Genomic DNA, 1,461 nt, shown 5'->3' with positions numbered 1-1,461 from the left:
GTGGAATCGTTGAGTTTCAGGCTGATGGGCGAGCCGCCGTCTCAGCCGTCGTTCCCTGCCGACGATTTGGAGTGCCATGAATTATTTCGATATCGACTCGTTCTACGATGTCAATCTGAGCTATGACGACAACTACGAGATCGGCCCGTTCGGCGAGTTCTCGGATGTGCTCGATGCAGAGAATCCTGACGACGAGCCGTCTGATGACGGTGGCATGGTCTTCGCTCCTGGCCTGTCCGCCGCCGACCAGGCCGAGATCGACAGGTACGCCTCGTACGCGGCCGTCGCTGCGAAAACTCCCACAATCCCTGCCCCCGCGATCCCCGTCCCCGCCGCACCCGAAACCCCGACAGAGTCCTTCCTCGGCATCCCCGTCAACCTGCCGTTCGGCATCCCCGCAGGCCCGCTGCTGAACGAGCGGTTCACGACCGCAGCGTTCCGCATGGGCTTCGACATCGCCACCTATAAGACGGTCCGCTCCCGCGCGTGGGGCTGCAACCAGTTCCCGAACGTGCTCGCCGTGCATCCGGCCAGCGCGGACGGCTCGCTCACTCCCGGCAGCGCGGAACTGGACGAGGGCGTGCTTGCGGACACGAACTACGAGATGCCGGTTTCGATCTCCAACTCGTTCGGCGTGCCCTCGCGTGATCCGAGCGAGTGGCAGTCGGACATGTCGCTCGCCATCAGGCAGGCGGGCCCCGGCCAGGTGCTGCTGCCGAGCTTCCAGGGTTCGCGCGTGCCCGGCATGAGCGTCGACGACTACATCGCCGACCATGTGACGACCGCGCGGCTCGTGTGCGAGACCGGCGCGCAGCTGATGGAGATGAACACGAGCTGCCCGAACGAGGGGCACAACCGGCTGCTGTGCCACGACCCGCATCTGGTGGGCCGCATCACCGAGGCGGTGAAGAACGAGATCGGCGAGCGTCCGCTCATCGTCAAGCTTGCGTACATTCCGCCGACCGCCGTCGAGGGCGGCTGGGGTGCGGACCGTCACGTGACCGAGGACGCCGCGCTGGAGCTGATGGTGCGTGAGACGGTCGGCCGCGGCTCGGTGCAGGCGTTCAGCGCGATCAATACGATTTCGGCGAAACTGGTGGACGCGCAGGGCCGTCAGGCGCTGCCCGGCGAGGGGCGCGAACGCAGCGGCGTGTGCGGCAACGCGATTCGCGGCGCCGGGCTTGATATGGTCCGTCGACTTGCGGCGGTGCGCGAGCGGCTTGGTCTGGACTTCGCGATCATCGGCGTGGGCGGCGTGGTCAAGCCGGAGGATTATCTGGTGTACCGTGCGGCCGGCGCGGATGCGGTGATGAGCGCGACCGGTGCCATGGGGGATGCCCGCCTCGCCCAGCGTATCAAGGCCCAGCTGGCCTGATCCGCGGCGGTGCGCGGCGTGGTTGCGTTCCATATTACGTCACTCTGCTCGCCCGAGCACAGTGACGCAGTGTCGCAAACCCTTGC

General features: G+C 66.5%; 1 protein-coding gene. It reads left to right on the top strand.

Annotated features, from left to right (window positions below; all coding sequences use genetic code 11):
* Positions 1-76: 76 nt before the first annotated feature.
* Positions 77-1,375 (top strand): beta/alpha barrel domain-containing protein, encoded by a 1,299-nt coding sequence (locus F7D09_RS11000; RefSeq protein WP_226836301.1) that lies wholly within the window; start codon positions 77-79, stop codon positions 1,373-1,375.
* Positions 1,376-1,461 lie beyond the last annotated feature (86 nt).

It is taken from the genome of Bifidobacterium leontopitheci (assembly GCF_009193355.1).
Classification (GTDB): Bacteria; Actinomycetota; Actinomycetes; order Actinomycetales; family Bifidobacteriaceae; genus Bifidobacterium; species Bifidobacterium leontopitheci.
This window is presented reverse-complemented; position numbering and strand designations above follow the sequence as displayed.